The organism is Rossellomorea orangium (assembly GCF_019334305.1).
Lineage (GTDB): Bacteria > Bacillota > Bacilli > Bacillales > Bacillaceae_B > Rossellomorea.
In genome coordinates this window covers 421,899-441,509 of record NZ_JAHWGH010000012.1, presented here as the reverse complement: position 1 = coordinate 441,509, position 19,611 = coordinate 421,899, and the positions used below count along the sequence as shown (strand labels likewise).

At 44.7% G+C, this 19,611-nt stretch carries 17 protein-coding genes, 1 other RNA gene and 1 other annotated feature; of the genes, 3 read left to right on the top strand and 15 right to left on the bottom strand.

The genetic code is table 11. The annotated features are described in order from the left end of the window. Positions 1-64: 64 nt before the first annotated feature. The 5 genes from recD2 to cymR form a co-directional block, all read right to left on the bottom strand. The gene (recD2, locus tag KYJ26_RS08765) at positions 65-2,461 is read right to left on the bottom strand and encodes an SF1B family DNA helicase RecD2 (RefSeq protein ID WP_219166874.1); all 2,397 of its coding nucleotides are present in this window, start codon (positions 2,459-2,461) and stop codon (positions 65-67) included. Between the two features lie 17 nt (positions 2,462-2,478). After that, a complete protein-coding gene (locus KYJ26_RS08760) occupies positions 2,479-3,150 on the bottom strand; it encodes a tetratricopeptide repeat protein (protein ID WP_219166873.1) in 672 nt (223 codons plus the stop codon). A 159-nt stretch (positions 3,151-3,309) separates the two neighbouring features. Then, positions 3,310-4,425: a tRNA 2-thiouridine(34) synthase MnmA gene (gene mnmA, locus KYJ26_RS08755; protein ID WP_219166872.1), complete on the bottom strand. Its 1,116-nt coding sequence runs from the start codon at positions 4,423-4,425 to the stop codon at positions 3,310-3,312. A 42-nt stretch (positions 4,426-4,467) separates the two neighbouring features. Next, positions 4,468-5,610, bottom strand: a complete 1,143-nt coding sequence (locus KYJ26_RS08750) for a cysteine desulfurase family protein (protein WP_219166871.1) — start codon at positions 5,608-5,610, stop codon at positions 4,468-4,470. 13 nt (positions 5,611-5,623) lie between these two features. Beyond that, positions 5,624-6,043, bottom strand: a complete 420-nt coding sequence (gene cymR, locus KYJ26_RS08745; RefSeq protein WP_044339554.1) for a cysteine metabolism transcriptional regulator CymR — start codon at positions 6,041-6,043, stop codon at positions 5,624-5,626. 200 nt (positions 6,044-6,243) lie between these two features. Here cymR and KYJ26_RS08740 point away from each other — a divergent pair, with 200 nt between their 5' ends. Continuing rightward, positions 6,244-7,515: a replication-associated recombination protein A gene (locus KYJ26_RS08740; protein ID WP_219166926.1), complete on the top strand. Its 1,272-nt coding sequence runs from the start codon at positions 6,244-6,246 to the stop codon at positions 7,513-7,515. A 550-nt stretch (positions 7,516-8,065) separates the two neighbouring features. After that, positions 8,066-8,785 carry a protein-glutamine gamma-glutamyltransferase gene (locus KYJ26_RS08735; protein WP_219166870.1) on the top strand — a complete coding sequence of 240 codons (720 nt, stop codon included), beginning with the start codon at positions 8,066-8,068 and terminating at the stop codon, positions 8,783-8,785. An 83-nt stretch (positions 8,786-8,868) separates the two neighbouring features. Here KYJ26_RS08735 and KYJ26_RS08730 read toward each other — a convergent pair whose 3' ends face one another. The 10 genes from KYJ26_RS08730 to KYJ26_RS08685 form a co-directional block, all read right to left on the bottom strand. Next, positions 8,869-9,819, bottom strand: a complete 951-nt coding sequence (locus KYJ26_RS08730; protein WP_219166869.1) for an ABC transporter permease — start codon at positions 9,817-9,819, stop codon at positions 8,869-8,871. Beyond that, entirely contained in the window at positions 9,812-10,738 is a 927-nt protein-coding gene (locus KYJ26_RS08725; RefSeq protein ID WP_219166925.1) for an ABC transporter ATP-binding protein, read from the bottom strand. Before KYJ26_RS08725 ends, KYJ26_RS08730 begins: the two co-directional genes overlap by 8 nt. Beyond that, positions 10,738-11,448 (bottom strand): ABC transporter ATP-binding protein, encoded by a 711-nt coding sequence (locus KYJ26_RS08720; RefSeq protein WP_219166868.1) that lies wholly within the window; start codon positions 11,446-11,448, stop codon positions 10,738-10,740. The genes KYJ26_RS08725 and KYJ26_RS08720 overlap by 1 nt, the downstream gene beginning before the upstream one ends. 2 nt (positions 11,449-11,450) lie before the next feature. Next, positions 11,451-11,825: a GntR family transcriptional regulator gene (locus KYJ26_RS08715; protein ID WP_219166867.1), complete on the bottom strand. Its 375-nt coding sequence runs from the start codon at positions 11,823-11,825 to the stop codon at positions 11,451-11,453. Positions 11,826-11,827: 2 nt separating this feature from the next. After that, on the bottom strand, positions 11,828-12,607 hold the full coding sequence (locus KYJ26_RS08710; RefSeq protein ID WP_219166866.1) for a hypothetical protein: 780 nt from the start codon (positions 12,605-12,607) through the stop codon (positions 11,828-11,830). A gap of 141 nt (positions 12,608-12,748) precedes the next feature. Continuing rightward, positions 12,749-13,513: a tRNA threonylcarbamoyladenosine dehydratase gene (locus tag KYJ26_RS08705; protein WP_219166865.1), complete on the bottom strand. Its 765-nt coding sequence runs from the start codon at positions 13,511-13,513 to the stop codon at positions 12,749-12,751. Between the two features lie 199 nt (positions 13,514-13,712). After that, positions 13,713-13,902, bottom strand: a non-coding RNA gene (ssrS, locus tag KYJ26_RS08700) — 6S RNA. Between the two features lie 70 nt (positions 13,903-13,972). After that, positions 13,973-15,739: an aspartate--tRNA ligase gene (gene aspS / locus KYJ26_RS08695; protein ID WP_219166924.1), complete on the bottom strand. Its 1,767-nt coding sequence runs from the start codon at positions 15,737-15,739 to the stop codon at positions 13,973-13,975. A gap of 31 nt (positions 15,740-15,770) precedes the next feature. Then, complete coding sequence (hisS, locus tag KYJ26_RS08690) at positions 15,771-17,045, bottom strand: histidine--tRNA ligase (RefSeq protein WP_219166864.1); 1,275 nt, start codon at positions 17,043-17,045, stop codon at positions 15,771-15,773. 68 nt (positions 17,046-17,113) lie between these two features. Then, positions 17,114-17,344, bottom strand: a binding site (T-box leader). Between the two features lie 70 nt (positions 17,345-17,414). Further along, complete coding sequence (locus tag KYJ26_RS08685; protein ID WP_098353229.1) at positions 17,415-17,591, bottom strand: RNA polymerase subunit sigma-70; 177 nt, start codon at positions 17,589-17,591, stop codon at positions 17,415-17,417. Positions 17,592-17,837: 246 nt separating this feature from the next. Between KYJ26_RS08685 and KYJ26_RS08680 the strand changes: the two genes are divergently transcribed. After that, positions 17,838-19,562 (top strand): SH3 domain-containing protein, encoded by a 1,725-nt coding sequence (locus KYJ26_RS08680; RefSeq protein ID WP_257474952.1) that lies wholly within the window; start codon positions 17,838-17,840, stop codon positions 19,560-19,562. The last annotated feature ends 49 nt before the right edge of the window (positions 19,563-19,611 follow it).

The window sequence follows — 19,611 nt, the reverse complement described above, 5'->3', positions numbered from 1 at the left end:
CGTTACATAAAAAAGGTTGACGAATGAACCATTTCCAAATTAGGAAAATCTTCATTCGTCAACCTTATGCTTTCATAAAATCGTATGGTGTGATGCCTTCCATACCAATCATAGGATCTTCATTGAGCAGAAGTTCCTCAATCGGCATGGTTTCGTCAAGTGAATCCTTTTTCGTACTGACTTCAAAATCCAGTAAGCCCCTTAACTTCTCACTCAAGGTCGTCTTTCTAAGAAAATCATCTTCCCTTTCAACGCCCAGTCTAAATGCATCCAGCTCCCCGCAAAGAATGAGAAACTGTTTACTGCGTGTGATGGCCGTATACAACAGGTTTCTTCGCAGCATGCGGTAATAGCTCTTCACAACCGGTAAAATCACAATGGGAAACTCGCTGCCCTGGGATTTATGAATTGAGCAGCAGTACGCATGGGTAATTTGCATGAGGTCCTGTCGGGTATACGTGACCTCATTCCCTTCGTATGAAACGATGATCATGTCCTGTTTTTCAGTGTTTTCTTTTGCGTAAAAAATCGAAACGATTTCACCGATATCCCCATTGAATACATTGTTTTCAGGCTGATTGACAAGCTGAAGAACCTTATCTCCAATGCGGTATTTCACATCCCCGAATGCGAGCTCTTTCCGTGTGCCATCATTGGAATTGAAGATCTCCTGAAGAAGTTCATTCAAACGGTCGATACCTGCCGGGCCCCGGTACATGGGGGCAAGTACCTGTATATCCTTTGGTGTGTAGCCTTTCTTCTTTGCGTTTTCCACCACTTTTTGAACAACGTCGGAAATCTGATTGGTTCTGCACGGGAAGAAGGAACGATCCTTTTGCTGTTTCGTCAAATCGGCAGGGACCTGTCCCTTCTTCATATGGTGAGCCAGTTCGATGATCGAAGAACCTTCTTCCTGTCTATAGATATCCGTCAACCTGACAGTCGGGACCACTTCTGAATTCAGTAAGTCCTTCAATACCTGACCGGGACCGACAGAAGGGAGCTGGTCTTCATCACCGACAAAAATCACTTGAATGCCTTCAGGCAGAGCCTTCAGCAATTGATGGGCGAGCCAGGTATCGACCATTGACACCTCATCCACAATCAAAAGTTTTCCTTCAATCGCCCGTTCTTCATCGCTTTGGAATCCTTCCTGGCCGTTCCATCCAAGGAGCCGGTGAATGGTCATGGCGGGAAGGCCGGTGGATTCAGTCATTCGCTTAGCCGCACGTCCTGTAGGGGCCGTCAGCAATACCGGGAACGGTTCGTCTTTATAGTCCTTCGGATCCAGGGAGCAGCCGTGAAGATCGGCGAACAGTTCGACGATTCCCTGAATGACGGTCGTCTTACCGGTACCGGGGCCTCCCGTCAATAGAAGCATAGGGGACATCAACGCCGTTTCGATGGCCTCTTTTTGGGATGGTGCATACTGTACTCCCAACCTGTCTTCAAGTGCCCCCAATGATAAAAGAAATTCCGATTGGGGGAATTGATCTTTATACTGGGTCTGCGAGAGAAGCTTTTCAATATTTGTCACTATCCCCTTTTCGGAAAAATACAGGGATGGCACATACACCTTCGTTCCTTCCCCCACGACCTTGCTCTCTTCCTCCAGGGAGACTAGTTGACTGGAAATATCAGTGTAGTCGATTTTTTCAGGCTGACTCTTCTCGAGCAGTTCCTTCACCGTTACAATCAGCTCTTCTGCTTCCAAGTATACATGGCCCTGCTTGACGCACGTTTGTTCCAATGTATATAAACAGCCCGCTTTGATTCGGTCCGGGTGGCTGCCTGTCAGTCCAATCTTCGCCCCCAATTCATCCGCCCGGGTAAAGCCGATCCCCTCGATATCTTCCACAAGCTTATAGGGATTATTCTGGATGATTTCAAGTGCCTGTTCCTTATAAGCCTGGTAGACCCTCATGGAGATTTGAGGACCGAAGCCCATGTCATTCAGCATGATCATGACACGCTCAAGGCCCTGATGCTCGGAAAGCGTATCATAGATACTCTTCGCCTTTTCCTTTGGCAGCTTTGGGATTTCATCAAGGAGGCCGGGGTTTTCGAGGATTTTGCCAATGGCATTTTCCCCGATATGCTCCACAATCTTCTCAGCTGTCTTTTTCCCTATCCCTTTGAATAGATCACTGGATAAATAATGGACGACCCCCTGTGTGGTTTGGGGGATTTCCTTCTTGAAATGCTTCGCATGAAACTGCATGCCAAACCTTGGATGCTCCTGGAATCGCCCATAAAACACATATGTCTCATCTTCATGAATCTTAGGGAAGTTCCCGGTTACGACCGCTTCTTTATCCTCATAAGAATCATTTGTTTCATCAACACGAATTCTGACCACCGTGTAGAGATTTTCTTCATTATGAAAAATGGTGACAAGATGCCTTCCTTTAATATAGGTTTCTTCCTCACCAAACAGCTTTAAAGAGTCTTGCTGGCTCAAGGCAATGAACCCCCTAACTATTCACTTTGTTCATTTTGAAGCTTTTCGATCATCTTGATGCCATAGCCTGCTAGCATATGATCCGGTTGCACTTCGATTGCTTTATTGAAATACTTCAGTGCCGTGTCTGCATCATCCTTGTGACCTGCATAAGCAACCCCTAAGTTGTAGTAAGCATCTGCGTGCTCGGGATCAGCTTCCACTACTGTGGTCAATTGATTGATCGCCTCTTCATATGCTTCCACTTTGGCAAGACAAAGTCCCAATTGGAAACGCGCCTCTACGTCTTCTTCATTCAGTTCCACACTTCGCTGTAAGTACGGCAGAGCCAGTCTCGGCTGCTCTAATTGAAACAGGCTGATTCCAAGCATAAAGTAGACGTCGGCATTCTCCATCCCTTTAGTAATCGCCTTTTCGAATTGATCCTTTGCTTCGTCAAAATGATTCTCATTGAAATACAGATTTCCAAGGGAGTAATAAGCAGCTCCTGCATTATCATCAATAGAAATTGCACGTTCAAAAAACTTTTTCGCTTTTTCGTTGTCGCCAACCGACATCAGTACATTCCCAAAATTGATATATCCAACCGGATCCTTCGGGCTTTCTTCTATGGCTTCTGTAAATAGTTTTACCGCCTCTTCTACCTTTCCTTCTTGCAATAACTCGATTCCTTTTAAATTTTTATCCAATATAAACACCTCTATATAGTCTATTAGTTATGTATATAATCCCACTTATCGTTACTAGTATAACATAAGGGACGCTCCACAATGGAATACATCCATGATGAAAAAAAGGACTGAGAGATAAGAGTTAAGCCCCCTCTATTTCTCAGTCCCTTAATAGCATTAACCTACGTATGTCAGTTTTTTCTCATCTTTGAAAATTGTATCGATCGTTCCTCCACCCAGGCACTCATCTCCGTTGTAGAAAACAACCGCCTGACCCGGTGTGACCGCTCTGATCGGTTCATCAAAGATCACTTTCACCTTACCGTCTTCCAGCGGTACCACCGTGACTTTATTGTCATCCTGACGGTATCGGAATTTTGCCGTGCAAGCAAATTCAGAAGGTTTATCCCCGTTCGATGTCCAGTGAACATCCGTTGCAAGGATGGAATCTGAATAAAGCGCAGGATGTTCAAAGCTTTGACCAACGTATAGGACGTTTCTTTCAAGGTCCTTCCCGATGGCAAACCACGGTTCACCAGCACCACCGATGCCAAGGCCATGACGTTGACCGATAGTATAGTACATGAGGCCGTCATGCTTGCCCATCACTTTTCCATCTAACGTCTCCATCTTCCCGGGTTGTGCCGGAAGATAATTACTCAGGAAATCTTTGAAATTGCGTTCGCCAATGAAGCAAATACCCGTACTGTCTTTTTTAGTTGCAGTAGCAAGACCGGCTTCCTTTGCGATTTCACGCACCTTTTTCTTGTCGATGCCCCCAAGCGGGAACATGACTTTCTCTAATTGGTCCTGTCCCAGCTGATTGAGGAAATACGTTTGATCCTTATTGTTATCGACCCCGCGCAGCATTTTATACTCACCGTCGCGGTACTCAACCTGGGCATAATGACCGGTTGCCAAATAGTCCGCACCTAATTTCAGTGCATGATCAAGGAATGCCTTGAACTTGATTTCCTTATTGCACATCACATCCGGATTCGGTGTTCTTCCGGCTTTATATTCATCCAGGAAATATGTGAACACTTTATCCCAGTATTGTTTCTCAAAATTCACAGCGTAGTAAGGGATCCCTATTTGGTTACAAACTCGAATGACATCATTGTAGTCTTCCGTTGCGGTGCAGACTCCGTTTTCATCTGTATCATCCCAGTTCTTCATGAAAATCCCGATGACTTCATAGCCCTGCTCTTTTAATAATAATGCGGCTACAGAAGAATCCACCCCGCCGGACATTCCAACGACCACTCTTGTATCCTTCGGTTCTTTTTTCACTAACGCCACCTCCTTCATTCCATTCAATCGCCCGTTCGGACGTTATGCTCTCAACCTCTTCACGATCCTTGCCACTTCATGGGCAGTCCATTCAATCTGCTCCTCCGTATTCCCTATACCAAAGCTGAAGCGGATGGAATTCCTTGATCTCTCAGACTGCTTTCCATACATCGCCACAAGGACATGTGAAGGTTCTATAGATCCAGCCGTACAAGCGGACCCGCTTGAAACAGCGATACCTGACATATCTAAATTCACCAGCATGGATTCAACATCCGTGCCGGGAAAGCTTAAGTTTAGCACATGGGGTAATCCATGCTCAAGGGATCCGTTCTCTTCGAATTCAATCCCGTCGTCAGTTAAGGTTTCTTTTAATAATTTCTTTAGTTCAGAGAGCTTGCTATGCTTTTCTTCAATTGAATGCTGGGCAAGTTCCACTGCCTTACCAAGGCCGGTGATTGCAGGGACGTTTTCAGTTCCCGCACGGCGTTTTCGTTCCTGTTCACCGCCGTATAATCTCGGCAGAATGTCCACATTTTTATGGGTATAAAGAAAGCCGATTCCTTTAGGACCATTAATCTTATGCCCAGAAACGGAAAGCAGATCGACCCCCAGTTCCTGCACATTCATCGCTGTCAACCCAAAGGCCTGTACAGCATCTGAATGGAAATAGGCCTGATGATCCTTTAACAATTCCCCAATTTCTTTGATGGGCTGAAGTGTTCCTACTTCGTTATTCCCAAACATGATGGTCACAAGGATCGTATCATCTCGGAGTTCTTTTTGCAGGTCCTCCATCGAGATTCTTCCTGAACGATCCACCGGCAGGTAGGTGACCTCGAACCCTTTGGATTCAAGAAATGCACAAGCATGTAAAACCGCATGATGCTCGGTTTGTGTTGTAATGATGTGCTTTCCATTTGCCATATTCGCTTCCGCGCTACCGATGATCGCTAAGTTATCCGCTTCCGTTCCACCACTTGTAAAAATGATTTCATTGTATTCTGCATGGATGCTTTCTGCAATGATGGTTCGTGCATGATCCACAAGGTGACGTGATGCACGGCCAAATGAGTGAATGCTCGATGGATTACCAAAGGTCTCCTTCATCACTGTTGTCATTTCATCAATCACTTCAGGATGCATGGGCGACGTTGCAGCATGATCCAGATACACTCTTTCCATTTATCGTTACCTCCTAGATATAGAACATGTACGCATCGGATTCACCATCATCCGAGTGGCTCGCCAGATCTTCTATCGTTGTATTATCAAGCACTTCTTTGACCGCATCACGGATCCTGATCCACAGCTCACGTTTTGCCGGTTCTTCATCCTCAATTCCTTCTACCGGACTGATGGGCCCTTCAAGGATGCGGATAATATCTCCTGCCGTAATTTCTGAAGGTTCATGGCCTAAGACATAACCACCGTAAGCCCCCCGGATACTCCTGACAAGGCCCCCGTTCCGGAGTGGTGCGACCAGCTGTTCAAGATAATGTTCTGACAGTTCATGTTGCTGTGCGATCGTTTTTAGTGAAGTAGGCCCTTCACCATGGCGTTTTGCGAGTTCAATCATAATCGTTAGTCCGTATCGGCCTTTTGTTGATATCTTCATGTACAGCACCTCTACTATATTTAATAACGTCTTGTTCAGACGTCTATTTCTTCTGCATTGACTTTTGTTATTATAGCATATCCGCCCTCACACTGTGAAAGGGGCAGCTTTACCTTCCATCCACATTATTTCCTTAATGGAGGCTCCTGTGATAAAGTGAATGTAACTAGAACGTCAGTTTGGAGAGATGATTCATGTCGATAAAACCACTTGCCTTCAAGATGAGACCAAGGACAATCGAGGAAATCATCGGGCAGCAGCATTTAGTCGGAGAAGGAAAAATCATCGACCGGATGGTAAAAGCAAAACAACTTTCCTCCATGATCCTGTATGGACCGCCAGGCATAGGTAAAACTTCCATCGCGAGCGCCATCGCGGGAAGTACTAAATATCGCTTCAAAACACTGAACGCCGTGACGAATAATAAAAAAGATATACAGATCGTGGCGGAAGAAGCGAAAATGTCGGGTAAGGTCATTCTTTTATTAGACGAGGTCCATCGCTTGGATAAAGGGAAACAGGACTTTCTTCTTCCTTATTTAGAGAACGGGATGATTACGTTAATCGGTGCTACAACGAGCAACCCCTATCACGCCATCAATCCGGCTATACGGAGCAGATGCCAGATTTTCGAATTAAAGCCGCTGTCAATCGAGGAAATGAAAACAGCGCTGATTCGTGCAATCGAGGATAAAGAACGGGGATTGGGAGAGTATTCACTCCATGTAACGGACGAAGCCATCGAGCATTTTGCCAGCAGCAGCTTCGGTGATGTAAGAAGTTCACTGAATGCCCTGGAATTGGCTGTACTTTCCACCTCACAGGATGAAGACGGTGTGATTCATATCGATGTCTCCATAGCAGAAGAATGCCTTCAGAAGAAAAGCTTTTCACACGATAAAGACGGAGACGCCCATTATGATGTTGTGAGCGCGTTTCAGAAATCGATTCGCGGGAGTGATGTGAATGCGGCACTTCACTACTTGGGTAGGCTCGTTGAAGCCGGAGATCTACCGAGCATCGCACGGAGGCTGCTCGTGATTGCCTATGAAGATATCGGACTTGCCAACCCTCAAGCAGGACCAAGGACACTGGCAGCGGTGGAAACCGCTGAAAAAATCGGTTTTCCGGAAGCCAGGATTCCGTTGGCAAACGCAATCATCGAACTTTGTCTTTCACCCAAGTCAAACTCTGCGATCACTGCCATTGACCTTGCCCTTTCTGATATACGGAAAGGCAAGAGCGGCGAGGTGCCGGATCACTTGAAAGATGCACACTATCAAGGGGCAAAGGAATTGGGCAGAGGCGTGGAATATAAATATCCACACAGCTATGAATCAGGTTGGGTCAAGCAGACTTACCTGCCGGATAAACTAAAAAAAGCTCAATACTACACCCCGAAAGCGACAGGTAAATTCGAACAGGCCATCGCTCAGGTGTATGAGAAGATTAATAAACAGATGAAACCCTAAAGCGGAGGCGGCTTGATCAGAGGCGACAAGCATAAGACGAACCTGCCGGAAAGGCGCTTTTTGCCTTTTTGGCAGGTTTGTCTTATGACCTCGAGCCTCTAGCCGCCGGAGCTGGAAGAACCTAAAGCGGAGGCGGCCTGGGTAGCCCCGACAAGCATAAGACGAGCCACTCGAAAGGCGTTTTTTGCCTTTTTGGTGGCTCGTCTTTTGTATAAGGGAAATGTTGACCCAACAATGGGGGATACTCACGTTTGGCCATCTTTCGGGTGGAAATCATGCGAGAGTCGGAAGGAATCACGCGAATAATCAGATAATCGTGCGGGATATAGATTTTTCATGCTAGATTTTGAGTTATCATGCGAAATTTCGAATAATCGTGCCTACCTGTCGAATTTCTTTATCTTCCGTTTTGCTCAGCTCACTGTCATTTCTGGAAGTCCACTTGAAACCAACTTTTTGCAGCTCTCTTCGGACAACACTTTTTCTCTATATGTATACCATTTCCATTCATCCAAACATACATTAATAAAAAAGCCCGGAGGTGTATGGATTGATCATCATAGAGAATGAAACAGCTCCCAAGGATTTACCTAATCTGACATCCGTTCAGGAACGAATCTTCACTTCATTGAAAAAGAGCCCTACCGACTATCGTTATCTCAATCTTACTGAGCTTAAATATGAACTAAAAGTAAGAGAGCGGATCATCGCGAATGCAAAAGACATGAATGAGGGCGATGCCACTTTTTCTGCTTTCGAGCATTCTAAATTCAACCCGATTTACTGGATTAAAACGCCTTTCGGTTACCAACTTAAAGATTCTAAGCTTCCTTCAGATGCCATTGAAGATGTTTTTACAAACAGCTCCGCTTACAGCTTCGAATGTGTCACTAGCATCGTTCTGATTTATTATAAGTCGATTTTGGATACGATCAGCACACCTTATTTCAATCGATTATATTCATCACTCCTTGTGTGGGGACACAACTATGATGATGATCTTCCGATGGTCACGTACGAAGGGCTCGATTATATCCCGGGAGATGTTTATTACTTCTTCAACCCTGATTTTGAGGACCCTATCTGGATGGGTGAAAACTCAGTGTTCATCAAGGAGGATCAGTATTTCGGTCACGGTGTGGGGCTCATGACTCATGACGAAATGATCGAGGCCTTGAATACGCTGCGCAAAAAGGAAGCAACGAAATCCGCTTACCTCCTTGAGCAGGTCACACGCCTGAAATTTTCTGATTTGTACCGATACACATAAAGAGGGACGGACTATGATAAGGTCCGTCCCTCTTTGTGTAAATTCTTTCTGTATCTCTTTTCTATTTGTCTAGTTCCGCTTTTCTATGCTGCTACATCCCTCTTATTAAAGACGATGAAAGCGAGCAGTTGAAAAATGAGGAAGTAGATGATGAGCATGGTGATGGAAAAGCCCATGGTCATACTGTCCACAAGTGGCGGTGTGAAACCTGTGTATTGAGTCAGGTCTGTGTTGGCAAACAGGCTGTATTTGGCCCAATCGAATTTCAGTGCAAGCAGGCTTGTGGCATTTCCTCCGACGAATAAAAGGAATAATGAAATCCCGATCGCCAAGGAACTGCTTCTGAAAACAGCTGAAATCATGAAGGCCATTGTAGCCATCATGACAATATTGATGGTTTGTAACAAGTAGTGCTTGATCAGGTATCCTACGATACTCTGCTCGACCACTTTCCCATCTACAAATGCGAGATGAGTGGATTGATCCGTTCCCCCGAACAATATGAGCCCAAGGAGGAGCGATACGACGAAGAGAATTAATAGCATACTCATTCCATATAAAATGACGGTTAAATATTTTGAAAGGAGAATCTTGGTCCTTGAGATTGGCCTGATGAGCAACAGCTTGATGGTTCCCCAACTGAATTCACTCGCGACGATACCCGCCGCCACAATGATGGTAAAAAGCCCAACTACCAGAACGATATTGGCATTCATTTCGACAAATGTCCATGCCGATTCTTTCGCTTTTGGCTCAATATCTTTTTCAATACGATATTCATTTATCGCAATACTTCGTTCTTTATCATTTTTTATGAATTTATTCAAATTTGGATTTTCAGCCAACATCTGCTTATCCGATTCCACCTGTGCGGAAAGTTCCTGCTTCCAGTTATCCATTTCTTTCACTTTCATATCGCTATACTTCGTAAAAGCCCCTGTCACCCCAATAATGAGAATCAACAGCCCAAGCATCACATACGTTCCGACGCGCTTGAAGATTTTTGTCCACTCATTTCTGATAAGACTAAGCATGCACGACCTCTCCTTTGTCATTTGTAATTTCCAGGAATCTGTCTTCTAATGTTTTGGCTACAGGCATGACGCTGTATATTTGCACATCAGCTTCTACCAGTGCCCTTATGACGTCCGGCACTTGTTCTTTTGTCAGGGCAACCTGAACCTGCGACCCTTGCGATTCGAATTTGATCCCTGAATCGATTGCGTTAAGAACAGCTGTGATTTTATCAACATCATTGATTTCAAAGTGATATACCTGTTCAGATCCTTCCACAAAGTCCCTTACCTGTTGTACATCGACAAGTTTGCCGGACTGGATGATACCGATTCGGTCACACATCATTTCCATTTCGGATAATAAGTGACTCGATACGATGACCGCCATGCCCTCTTCCTGGGCGAGCTTTCTGATATACGCACGGATTTCACGGATTCCCGCCGGATCCAGACCGTTTGTCGGCTCATCGAGGATGAGCAGCTTCGGTTTATGAAGCAGACATTGGGCAAGACCCAGACGCTGTCTCATTCCAAGAGAGTACGTTTTCACCTTATCATTGATGCGATCCGTCAGACCTACCAGTTCAATGACTTCTTTCATTCGTTCATCGGTAATTCCTTTTTGCATGCGGGCGAAGTGCTTTAAGTTCTGATATCCTGACATGAATTTATATAGCTCAGGATTTTCAACAATTGCCCCCACATCTTTAATGGCACCTTCGAAGTCTTTCTTGATGCTTTTTCCGGTAATCAGTACATCTCCTTTTGAAATATTCATCAATCCTACAATCATACGGATTGTCGTCGTTTTTCCCGCTCCATTCGGTCCGAGGAACCCAAAGACCTCTCCTTCGTACACATCAAACGTTAATTGATCAATAATGGTCTTGCCTTTGATGACCTTTGAAACACCTTGTAATTGCACAACCGGCTTCATCATTTCATCTTCCTTTCTGATTTTGTGCTCTTTTTCAACCACTGCAGGACAGACAAACCATCTGTTTCTCTCAGTTCCTCCACGATGCAGTGTCCCAGTATTTGACCATTAGAGATGATAAAAGCTTCATCCAGAATGGCTTCAATCTCATCTATTTCATGGGTTGCGATGATTACGGTCTGATTTCCGAAATCAATATACGACAGAAGGCCTTTTACAATTGTGTCCCTCACCATTGGGTCCAGTCCCGAGAATGGTTCATCCAGAAGCAATACTTCTGTGTTACGGGAAAGGGCCAGTACCAGCTTCAGTCTCCCCCTGTTTCCTTTTGACAGATGTTTGATTCTCTTACTCTGGTCGAGTTCCATGAAAGAAATCAAATCTTTTGCTCGATCTGAATCAAAGTCAGGGAATTGGGAGGCGTAGAAACAGATCATTTGTTCAACAGTGAAAGCTTCATAAAACATATCCAGTTCTGTCAAATAAGCTACTTCACTTGCTATTTTCCGGGTGACCGTTTTTCCATTCAAGGTGACATTCCCTTTGTTCGGAAGCACAAGCCCTGCGATCATCTTCAATGTAGTGGACTTACCGCTGCCGTTCGGTCCAAGGAGCCCATACACCTTCCCCTTTTCAAAGTGAAAGGATGTTTGATTCAATGCTGTTTCGTTACCATATTTTTTGATGACACCATCAAATTTCACCACCATCTCTATTCCTCCCTTCCTTGACCAAGGTATTTTTCAACACCCTGGATCATCTGCTCTTTTGTCAGACCCAGTTCTTTCATATTTCGAATGAAGGACTCAATCACTTCTCTCTGGACCTTCTCATTCAGTACGGTCAAAACTTCTTCCCTTTCTGTCACAAATGTCCCCTGTCCTCTCCTTGTCTCCACAATGTCCATCCTTTCCAACTCACTGTATGTCCGTTGAATGGTATTCGGATTCACCCCGGATTGAACGGCCATTTCCCGGACAGAAGGCAGTTTATCACCCGGAGATAATTCATTCCTGACGATTTCACGTATGATACGATCGGCTATTTGAATGTATATAGGCTTGGAGGCTGTATATTCTTCTGTCATAGCTACACCTCTACCTTGCGATCCAGCAGTCTGCAGGAAATGATAAACACGATGATCACGATCATCCCTTCAAACAGGAATGGCAGGACCGGCAGAGGAATCATATCAAGATTGAAACCGGCATTCGTCTCATTCGCATTCACCGAGAAAAAGAAACCTGAACTTACCTTTACAGTGAACGTTTCAAAGAAAAGTTTTTCCACCCAATCAATGCTCATCAGGAAGGCCACCAGACTTTGATACAAAATGATGAATCCTGCAATAAAGATCCAACGTATATGTTTGATGGACGGATATTTTGAGAGTGAATGATAGAGCGTCCACAGGAATATCCCCCAGCCTGAAAAGTAAAGGCCACCTATTGTCACTCCCAGATTAAAAAGGATCCCCTCTTTTATCGGCCAATAAGAAAATAGGGAATCATCGGGATAAAGGAACATCATCAAAACGCCCAACCCATCCACCAACAATAGTGATAATGTAGAGTACAGGGATGCAATGATCAGCTTCGGCATTATGAGCATAAACCCGCTGTGGGGGCTGTGAAGCCAAAGCTGAGTTTTTCCTTCTAAACGCAGCATGGATAACACCATTCCCGGCAAAAAGGCAAAATGAAATACTCCGATCATGATCAGAAATATTTGTATAATACCTGGTTCGTGTACATAATTTCCAATCACCAGTCCTATGATAAACAGCAGAACAATGATGGCAATCCAACCATAAAACCAAATACTTGAGGTTTTAAAGTCTTTCCAGAGAAGACCTTTAAACGCATTCATGGTTACACTCCTCCGTAACGTGTTTTAGTGTTCTAGTTAGATAGTACACTATCACACGTAAGGAGGTCAATCCTTTTTTTACCTATTAATGGAATTAAATTAAAAAGGACCGAATCTCCAAGTAGATTCGGTCCTTAACTATCATTTATCTTTTACCCTTTTGATTTCGATGTCTTTCAACAGCTGGTTCATGACATGACTTGCTGCAATCAGACCTGCCACTGAAGGAACGAATGCATTAGAAGATGGTGGTAGTTGGGCTTTGCGGATCTTCGCGTCATCCTTCCCTACTTCCTTTCTGATATCTTCACGGATCACGATAGGACTCTCATCAGAGAATACGACCGTCACACCTTTCTTGATCCCCTCTTTTTTCAGGCGGGTACGGATCACTTTCGCAATTGGATCTGTATGCGTCTTGCTGATATCAGCAATTTTGAATCGCGTTGGATCGGTTTTATTCGCCGCTCCCATGCTCGCGATTAAAGGAATATCCCGTTTTAGGCATTCCTTCATCAAATGAATTTTATAAGAAATCGTATCAGAAGCATCAATGACATAATCCAACCCTTGATTGAAGAATTCCTCGTATGTTTCTTCTGTATAGAACATCTTCAGGGCAATGACTTCACATTCCGGATTGATATCCATTATGCGGTCCCTCATCAAATCGACCTTTGGCTGGCCCACTGTAGAGAGAAGTGCATGAACTTGACGATTTACATTTGTAATATCCACATCATCTTTATCCACTAATACAAGACGGCCTACACCTGACCGGGCTAAAGCTTCAGCTGCGAAGGATCCCACTCCCCCGATACCCAGTACGGCCACCGTACTATTCTTTAGGGTTTGAAGACCTTCTTTACCGATCGCTAGTTCGTTTCGTGAAAACTGGTGTAGCAAAATAATCAACTCCATTATAAGTATTCAACTAGGTTTATACTGAATTAGAATAAAGGAAAGGGGGCAGAAAATCAATATGAAATGTTGTCCTTCTCTTTCGTTTACCCCATTTAGAGTAGATTTAGTCCCAACAAAAAAGTCAGGCTTCTATGAGCCTGACTTTCAATCTATGAGATCTTCATTCATATATCATGATTGGACGAGTCCCAATCGTGCCGTCGCCATCATTTCCTTCGTTTTGAACCCGCTCTCGGCAGGTGGGTGCTTTATTCCACTATTTGTTAGTCCCCGGTACGGGGCATGAACGCCTAGCAGAAACATCAAGCTCCCAAAGTTTGAAGTGTTCGGTCAAAACTGTTAGGTAAAAACGTCGCACACATCAGGACTCGTTTGTGATTGTTTAAATAATATCATATCACCATGCGTATTTCAACGAATGACCCCCGGTATTTACTTACATTATTCTACATCGAGCGACAAAGATAACTCTTTTAATTGAGCTTCACTGACTCCCCCTGGCGCGTCAGTGAGTACACAGCTTGCGCTCGCCGTTTTCGGGAAGGCGATCGTATCACGAAGATTTGTGCGGCCGGACAACAACATCACCAACCGGTCAAGTCCTAAGGCAATTCCACCATGTGGAGGCGTTCCGTATTCGAAGGCCTCTAATAGGAAACCGAACTGCTCTTCCGCCTCTTCCTTGGAGAATCCAAGCACTTTAAACATTTTCTCCTGAATGTCACGTTCATAAATACGGAGTGATCCTCCTCCAAGTTCATACCCGTTCAGTACCAGGTCATATGCTTCTGCACGAACAGCTGCCGGGTCTGTTTCGAAGAGTTCAATATCTTCCTTCACAGGCATCGTGAACGGATGATGGGCCGCATAGTAACGGTTCTCCCCTTCGTCGAACTCAAGAAGCGGCCAGTCTGTCACCCACAGGAAGTTGAATTTCGTTTCATCGATCAGCTTCAGTTCTTTTCCTAATTTCAAGCGGAGAGCACCAAGGGCATCTGCCACGACTGATGTCTTATCAGCGACGAATAACAGTAAGTCTCCTGCTTCTGCATCTGCTGACGTTGAAATCGCGGACGCATCTTCTTCCGTCACAAATTTCGAAATCGGTCCTTTCAAGCCTTCTTCTTCTACCTTCAACCAGGCCAGTCCTTTTGCTCCATAACGGGAAACAAATTCCGTCAATCCATCAATATCTTTACGGGAATATTGGGATGCACCGCCTTTAACATTGACCAGCTTCACCTGACCACCGTTTGCGACAGCACCTGCAAATACTTTAAACCCTGATTCCTTCACGATTTCTGATACATCGATCAGTTCCATCCCGAAGCGTGTGTCCGGTTTATCTGATCCATAACGGCTCATGGCATCGTCATACGTCATTCTTGGGATTGGCAATGAAACATTCACGTCTTTTACATCACTCATCAGCTTCTTCATCATATCTTCCACAAGTGAGATGATCTCTTCTTTATCCATGAAGCTCATTTCCATGTCAATCTGGGTGAATTCAGGTTGACGGTCGGCACGAAGGTCTTCATCACGGAAACAGCGGGCGATTTGATAATAACGGTCGAAGCCGGACACCATCAAGAGCTGCTTAAAGATTTGCGGTGACTGAGGCAGCGCATAAAATTCACCTTTGTGGACACGGCTCGGTACCAAATAGTCACGTGCACCTTCTGGCGTACTTTTGGTTAAGATCGGTGTTTCGACATCCAGAAATCCGTTATCGTTTAGGAAATTACGGAAAGAAGTCGTCACATTGTGGCGCATCTTGAACGTTTCCATCATCGCCGGACGTCGAAGATCTACATAACGATATTTCAATCGGACGTCTTCTGACACTTCCATTTGGTCATCGATCATGAATGGTGGCGTTTTGGCTTCATTGATGATTTCGACTTCGTCTGCGTGGATTTCCACTTTCCCTGTCTTCAGGTTCGGGTTTACCGTTCCTTCTCCCCTTGCGACGACCGTACCAGTCACACTAAGGACATATTCATTACGGATTTTTTCCGCAAGGGCGAGTGCCTCCCCTGATAGATCAGGATTAAACACGACCTGGACGATTCCCTCTCTGTCACGAAGGTCGATGAAGATAAGTCCTCCCAAGTCCCTTCTTTTTTGTACCCAGCCTTTGATCGTGATTTTTTCACCGATGTACGATTCTGTTATGTCTCCACAATACGCCGTTCTTTTTGTCATCATATTCTCCTCCTTGTCAAATCAACAGGTTCTATTTACCAAGCTTGGTTTTCATTTTGTCAACAAAGTGATCAAGGTTGATTTCTTCCTGCTCACCCGTAGCCATATCTTTCAGGTTGATCTTATTTTCCTGTAATTCGTTATCACCGATCACAGCCACATATTTCGCTTCATATCGATCAGCCGCCTTGAATTGTCCTTTCACCTTGCGATCCAGATAATCCTTTTCTGAAGAAATACCTGATGCTCTAAGGTTGTGAAGAAGCTTTACAGCATAGTCCTTCGCTTCATCCCCCAATGATACGATAAAGCATTCGACTCCCTGCTCAATCGGGAGCTCGACCCCTTCTGCTTCAAGTGCAGAAAGGAGTCTTTCTATACTAAAGGCAAATCCGATCCCGGGTGTTTCAGGTCCGCCGATCATTTCGACTAGGCCGTTGTAGCGTCCGCCCCCGCAAAGAGTTGTGATCGCCCCAAAACCTTCTGCGTCACTCATGATTTCAAATGCCGTGTGGTTATAGTAGTCCAGTCCCCGGACAAGGGTGGGATCGACTACAAACTCCACATCCATATCTGAAAGATGAGTTTGAACTTTTTCAAAATATTGCTTTGATTCGTCATTTAAGTAATCAAGAATCGATGGTGCGGTAGACATTAGTTCGTGGTCACGGTCCTTCTTACAATCAAGGATTCGTAATGGATTCTTCTCTAATCGATTCTGGCAATCCCCACAAAATTCATCGATTCTCGGCTTGAAATGATTGATCAGCGCGTCTCTGTGCGCATTTCTGCTTCCGGCATCTCCAAGGCTGTTGATGACAAGCTTTAATTGCGTCAGCCCCAACTTCTTATAGATCCCAATTGCGAGTGAGATCACTTCAGCATCGATTGCGGGATCTTCACTTCCGAGAGCTTCAACCCCGAACTGAACAAATTGACGGTACCTGCCGGCCTGAGGTCGCTCATAACGGAACATAGGTCCAGAATAGAAAAGCTTTGTCGGTTGATTTGGGTGGCCGAACATTTTATTCCCTACAAAGGAACGGACGACAGAAGCAGTACCTTCTGGACGAAGCGCAAGACTTCTTCCTCCGCGGTCCTCGAACATATACATTTCTTTTTGGACGATATCCGTTGTATCTCCCACTCCCCGTGTGAATAATTCACTTGCCTCGAAAATAGGGGTGCGAATTTCTTTATATTGATAGTTGTGGCAAAGAGTCTTTGCTACTTCCTCTACATACTGCCATTTTTCCACTTCACCGGGCAGAATGTCCTGTGTACCTCTTGGAATCTGAATGGACAAGATGATTTCCTCCTTCTATGTGAATGATTATATGTAAATAAAAAAAGCCCTCGTCCCTTGTATCATATACAAGGGACGAGAGCTGTTATTCCCGTGGTGCCACCCTAATTGAAGTCTATTAAGACTTCCACTTAGCCAGTTAACGCCTGGTACGTTCTTCTCCTACTAACAGTACGTTTTCAGAGTGAAACCTCCTGAGTGTTCATTCACTAAGTCACTTTGTAGAAATGCTCTCAGCCAAGGCATTTCCTCTCTTTACACGTGGGGTTTTAGCTACTATGCTCGATCAACGGTTTTTGTAAATGTTATTTTATTTCTATAATGATACGGTTGCCGTTAGTCCATGTCAAGTGGTTAAAGAAAATTTCGTCAGGATCTCTCCATTTTCTTTTTTAACAGCTTGACTTCCCGTAACGATAATCCGAATTCGGAAGCAAGTTCCACGTTCAAAGCATCCTTCTCACGTTCTAAAAACTGGTGAAAATCAACTCCAAACAACTGGTTGTCACCATTTGCGTTCATGAATCCTTTTTCACTTGACCTCATGTCCTCTCATCCTTTCAAAAAAACATTCCTACTCTTATCATTTCCAATTACCTATTTTTCTTTCGGTTTAGAGGAATTTAATTTTTTTTATCGTAATTAAACCATAAGGATTTTTGAAAGTGAGCACCAAATTCTTATAAGAATTGTCATATGGTGTTCAACAGTTGCATGAATAATCCGATATTACTATAGGGATTTGTACACATCATTCTGGAGGTGAAGAAGATTAAAAAAGTATTGGCATCAATGTTGATTGTGCTCTTATTGCTCCCGTTTCAGACTGGTGGGGGCAATGTCCATGCCGAAACGGGCAAGGTCACGATCAGCGTGTCGACCTTGAATGTCCGTACAGGACCAGGATTAAGCTACTCCGTTCTAACGAAAGTACATAGAGGGGAAGAGTACAAGATTGTAGACACTCAAAAGGATTGGTATAAAGTAAAGACGGATAGTGGGGAAGGCTGGGTGGCCGATTGGCTCGTTTCAGCTGAGACTGCCGTTTCTGAGGACTCTTCGACACATGAAGCGCGTGTCAACACTGATGGACTGCGGGTCAGAACTGGTCCAAGCACGTCCGATGGAGTTGTGACCGTCTTACACAATGGAGATGCGGTGAACGTGACGGATGAAGACGGAGAATGGCTACTCATTGAATCTGGAGGCACCAGGGGATGGGTCCACAGTCAATACGTATCCGGAAAAGATTCCACATCCTCCACACCTTCCAAAAAAAGCGAAAACGAACAGGGAATCATCACGGATAATGCCTTGAATGTCCGAAATTCCCCTTCTCTTCAAAGTTCCGTCCTCGGTGTGCTGAACAAGGGGGATAAGGTGGAAGTGACAGGAAGCGTTACCGGCTGGTATGAAATTGAATTCGGTAACGACAAAGCCTGGATCAGCGAATCATATGTTGAATTCTCTGATGGCGCGGATGATGCAGGCTCTGATGAAGAAAGTACATCGACCCCTGAAGATCTGGTCGGGATTATCACGGTTCACGGCTTAAACGTCAGAGATGAGACATCCCTGAACGGCCGCATCGTCGGCAAAGTGTCCAAGGGCGAGAAATACAAATTATTAAAAGAGAAGAACAACTGGTACCAAATCAAGCTTGAAAATGGGAATAAAGGGTGGATTGCCGGCTGGTATGTACAAAAAACGGTGACGGCCGCTGCCCATGAAACGAACAGCACCCATGAAAATGTTACGATTTTATATAATGGAACCAATATCCGCAGTGAAGCAAACACCGGAGCAAGTGTTTTAAAACGTGCAGCAAGCGGAGAATCATTTCCAGTGAACAGTAAAAATGGAGACTGGTATGAAGTGGAATTACCCGATGGCAGTGCTGGATTCGTTGCAGGCTGGGTCGTTTCGGTCCGATCTGCTGCTGGGGAAAATACCACCCCTACCCGTAAAAAAAGCGGAGGGCTTCAAGATAAAGTAATTGTAATCGATCCTGGCCACGGCGGAAGAGACAGTGGGACTACAGGAGCAAGCGGCACACTGGAGAAGTTATTGACAATGAAAACCGGGGAACTCCTCGCTGAAAAATTGAAAAGTGCTGGAGCAAAAGTCATTATGACAAGAAAAACAGATGAATATTTATCTTTACCTTCAAGGGTATCATTATCTCATTATTATCAGGCAGATGCCTTTATCAGTATTCACTTTGACAGCATTATGGACTCTTCCATCGCAGGTCATACCACATATTACTATCATAATCAGCAGAAGGAGCTGGCAGACGACATCCACGGAAGCCTTTCAGACCGATTACCTACCCTGGACCGCGGTGTCCGCATCGGGGACTATCATGTCATCCGTGAAAACAACCGGCCAGCCGTCCTGTTGGAATTAGGTTTCCTCAGTAACCCTACTGAAGAAGCCAATGTAAACACTCAGTATTTTCAAGATCTGGCGGCCACCGCCATCTATCATGGTTTAGGTGATTATTTTTCAGAGTGATGTCCGGCGCCATTCCACTAAAAAGGCAGATCCCGAAACGTCGGGATCT